The organism is Lactobacillus sp. HMSC08B12 (genome assembly GCF_001808415.1).
In the GTDB taxonomy this organism is placed as follows: Bacteria; Bacillota; Bacilli; order Lactobacillales; family Lactobacillaceae; genus Lactobacillus; species Lactobacillus delbrueckii.
The window spans coordinates 1-3,699 of the sequence record NZ_KV793141.1 but is presented as its reverse complement, the minus strand read 5'-3'; the positions used below and the strand labels follow the sequence as shown (position 1 = coordinate 3,699).

Sequence of the window (3,699 nt, the reverse complement as noted above, 5' to 3'; positions counted from 1 at the left end):
GATGTCAATCCCTTAACTTAATGACATTGGGACGTAAGTCCGGGCATTTTTTGCTGCGTGAAAAGAGGTACGGTGAAATTGTGGGGACTTGAATCGGCTGCAATGATCTTTATATTATGTTAATAATAATGAGAGAACTGGAGTAAATAATAAGGTTCAGTGTGGCTTTGTTTGTTAAGAAAAATAGTCTTTGTCTGTTTTTAGGGGCAGTTGTCGGTTTTATGATAACGTTAACTGAAAACATATCAACTGAGATTGGAGGGACTTTATTTACTGTTTCAAATATCTGGGATACTACCAACATTATTAATCCACTAGCGAATGCTATGGTGGAGAATCCATCACCGGCAATCTATTACCTAAATTACGCGACGACTGCAGTTTTCTATATTACGCTAACTGCTGTTTTGTTAAGAATTTGGTACATGAAGAATGTAGAGAAAGGTTAAATTATGCTAAAAACGCGTTATCAGCGCCTAATTGCCATAACACTCTTTTTGGACTTTGTGGTTAGTCTGGGATGCGGCCTGCAGTTTGCAATGATTGGCGGAGAAGGCGAGATGCCAATGTATTATCTGAATGCCAACTTGATCAGCTTATACATCCAGCCAGGTCTAACCGTCATGGCAGCCGTCCAAATCCTCTCTTTCCGCTCAGTCCGGCCGCTTCTTGCTCCCCGCGGCAAAATGGATTACTTTGACCAGCGCCTGGCCCAGCTGCTTTTCTTAGATTTGGCCATCTACCTTGTTTTCTCCATCGTGCCCTATTTCTTTGACAAGAATCCCTGCTTCCGCTATGGCCCGGCCTGGAAGGGCACCCTCTTGCTTTTGATGCATTACCTGCTGTTCATTGCCTGCTTTATGCTGATCTTGCTCTGCATCAAGACTAAATATCCTTTCTTTATTATCGTTTTTGCCAGTACAGTACCCATTCTTTACCATTACTGGCTGGAGAAGAGCTGGCTTTTACCAAAATACGCTAATATTTATGACCCTCTCTGGCGGGCCATCCACCACATGTATATACTCTAAGTCGAGGAGGAGTTTGTATGTTGAAAGTGTCACATGTTAAGAAGAGCTTTAAAAAACTGGCCGTATTAAAGGACATCTCTTTAAAAACCCAAGCGGGTGAACTGGTCCACATCTCCGGTGTCAACGGCTGCGGCAAGTCCACCCTGTTCAAAATCATCGTCAGCCTCTTAAAAGCTGACAGCGGGGAGACCCACACTGACAAGGATGACTACCTTGGTGCCCTGATCGAAAACCCTGGCTTTATCGAATATGAAACTGCCTGGGACAACTTGACCTTTTTAGGTCACTTCAACCACCGCTTCCAGCCCGAAAAGACCCGGGACCTGCTCAAGGCCTTTGACCTGGATCCGGATAACCCGCAATCCGTCGGCAACTACTCAGTCGGGATGCGGCAGAAGCTCGGGTTCGTTAACCTTATGAAAGACTTGCGCAGTGAAAACAAGACCGTCATCGTGGCCAGCCACGACGAAATTCCCGGCCTGGTCTACGACCGCCGTTTAAGAATGAAAGACGGGATCTTGCTAGCCGAAGAGTAAAAGTTGGCATTTTCCGCCTTGACTAGCTACAATAATCCCATGATTAGTGAACAAGAACTGCAGCAGCTGGTCGAAAGCATCTCCCTTGAATCCTTCAGCCGTCCCTTTCTCCACCAAGCGAAAATCAACCGCCGCCTGAAGACTACTGGCGGCCGCTACCAATTATCCGACCATCACCTGGAATTTAACCCGCTCTTTCTTAAGGAAGAAAATCTCCATTATCTGCCGGGCATCATCAAACATGAACTGGTCCACTACCACCTCCACCTGGCCGGCTTGGGCTACCAGCATAAAGACCGGGACTTCAAGCTTTTACTGCAAAAGGTAGGCGGTAGCCGCTATGCGCCAAGACTAGAAGAGAACAAAAGAAGCCGCTGGCACTACCGCTGCCGGCAATGCGGGCAGGACTACTGGCGCCAGCGGCAGGTCAACGTCAAGAAGTATTTCTGCGGCCGCTGCCGGGGAAAATTGGAAAAAATTGCCGGCCCCCTTGCCAAATGAGGGCAGCTTTGCTAAAATATTAAGTGTATTTGCGGGCGTGGCGGAATTGGCAGACGCGCAAGACTAAGGATCTTGTGACCGCTTTTGGTCGTGGAAGTTCAAGTCTTCTCGTCCGCACTAAGATAAGGAGTCGTTGTAAAACGGCTCCTTTTTTGTTGATTCTTTAAACTTGCTTTTCCTCCAATCTGTTATAATTGATAGAACACAATGCAAGATGAATAGAAGGTGTGCTAAATGTACGATTCTGAAGCCAGACAGAAGACCTTGAACCTGACGGTCAGCGCGGTCTTTGTGGCCATTCTGCTGCTGGAAGCTTTTATTCCCAATGTGGGTTACATCACGATTTTGCCGGGCCTGCCGGCCATCACCACGATTCCGCTGACAGTCGCGGTCTTTGCCTCTTTAAGGGGGCCGAAAGCCGGCGCGGCCTTTGGCTTGGTCTGGGGCCTAACTAGTTCGCTTAGGGCCTATGCTGCTCCAAATGGCCTGGTTACCATTCTCCTTTTCCAGAACCCCTTGATTGCCTTATTTCCCCGGCTTGCTGCTGGCTGGGCAGCGGGCCTGGCTGGGCAATTGGCTGATAAATGGGAGAAGGAGAGCAGAAAGCCTCTGGCTTACGCCTTAAGCGGCCTTTTAGCTTCAGCGGCCAACACGCTCATGGTGATCCTTTTGTCTGACCTGGTCTACTTCAGTCATCCCCAGAAGCTGGCTTTAGCCCTGGGGGCCAAGAGCGGGCAGTCTTTGCTGGTCATCCTCTTTACGGCCCTGGCCGTCAACGGCATTTTGGAAGCAGTCTTCAGCGGCTTGATCACGCCGCTAATTACCGTGCCCCTCAAGAAGCGCCTTAAGCGGCGCTAGAAAGCAGATAAGTATGGCTGGACACAGAAAAACACGCAAGGGCAAGCAGACGACCACCATCCTCGTGGTCCGCGTTTTTGCCATCATCCTCTTGTGCCTGGGCTTGTTCGTGGCCTTCCGCTACTACCGCCGCCAGGCCTTGCAGCAAGAACAGATCCGCCAGGCTGAACTGGCCAAGCAGGAAGCAGCCGCTAAGCTTTTGCGGCAAAAGAAGGCCTTTATCCAAAAGGTGGGGCCGATCTCGCAAAAGGTTGACAAGGGGACCGGTCTTTTGCCAAGCATCACTATCGCCCAGGCCTGCCTGGAAAGCAACTACGGGCAAAGCGCCTTGTCCCAGAAGTACAACAATCTCTTCGGGGTCAAGGGGACCAACCCTAACACTTCAGCCGTGATGACGACCAAGGAGTACAGCAACGGCAAGTGGGTGACCGTCAAGGCCCGCTTCCAAATTTATGATTCTTATGAAGCCTCGATCCGGGCTCATGTCCGCCTCTTCCAGCAGGGAACCAGCTGGAACAAGGACCAGTACAAGGACGTTTTGGCGGCCAAGGACTATAAGAGCCAGGCCAAGGCCCTGGTCACTGACGGCTATGCCACCGACCCGGACTACTCGACCAAACTCATCAATTTAATTGAACAATACAACCTGAATAAGTACGATAATTAAGCAGGTTTGACAGGGCTGCCAGAGCTTTTTGGTAGCTTTTTTTGCTATAATGGATAAGCTAAGTTTTTTGATTTTTGAAAGGGTGTGACTGTTAAAAAGTATTAAT

General features: G+C 49.2%; 6 protein-coding genes and 1 tRNA gene. All 7 read left to right on the top strand.

Annotation, left to right across the window (positions count from 1 at the left end; genetic code table 11):
- Positions 1 to 161 precede the first annotated feature (161 nt).
- The 7 genes from HMPREF3168_RS04320 (at position 162) to HMPREF3168_RS04290 (ending at position 3,593) form a co-directional block, all read left to right on the top strand.
- Positions 162 to 449 carry a hypothetical protein gene (locus HMPREF3168_RS04320; protein WP_050889603.1) on the top strand — a complete coding sequence of 96 codons (288 nt, stop codon included), beginning with the start codon at positions 162 to 164 and terminating at the stop codon, positions 447 to 449.
- A 90-nt stretch (positions 450 to 539) separates the two neighbouring features.
- Entirely contained in the window at positions 540 to 1,031 is a 492-nt protein-coding gene (locus HMPREF3168_RS04315; RefSeq protein ID WP_246825678.1) for a hypothetical protein, read from the top strand.
- 17 nt (positions 1,032 to 1,048) lie between these two features.
- Complete coding sequence (locus HMPREF3168_RS04310) at positions 1,049 to 1,567, top strand: ATP-binding cassette domain-containing protein (RefSeq protein WP_070488630.1); 519 nt, start codon at positions 1,049 to 1,051, stop codon at positions 1,565 to 1,567.
- A gap of 42 nt (positions 1,568 to 1,609) precedes the next feature.
- Positions 1,610 to 2,068 (top strand): SprT family protein, encoded by a 459-nt coding sequence (locus HMPREF3168_RS04305; RefSeq protein WP_035161059.1) that lies wholly within the window; start codon positions 1,610 to 1,612, stop codon positions 2,066 to 2,068.
- A gap of 31 nt (positions 2,069 to 2,099) precedes the next feature.
- Positions 2,100 to 2,185: transfer RNA gene (locus HMPREF3168_RS04300), tRNA-Leu, on the top strand.
- A gap of 117 nt (positions 2,186 to 2,302) precedes the next feature.
- Entirely contained in the window at positions 2,303 to 2,926 is a 624-nt protein-coding gene (locus HMPREF3168_RS04295) for an ECF transporter S component (protein WP_070488628.1), read from the top strand.
- A 13-nt stretch (positions 2,927 to 2,939) separates the two neighbouring features.
- The gene (locus HMPREF3168_RS04290; protein WP_003617011.1) at positions 2,940 to 3,593 is read left to right on the top strand and encodes a glycoside hydrolase family 73 protein; all 654 of its coding nucleotides are present in this window, start codon (positions 2,940 to 2,942) and stop codon (positions 3,591 to 3,593) included.
- Positions 3,594 to 3,699: the final 106 nt, after the last annotated feature.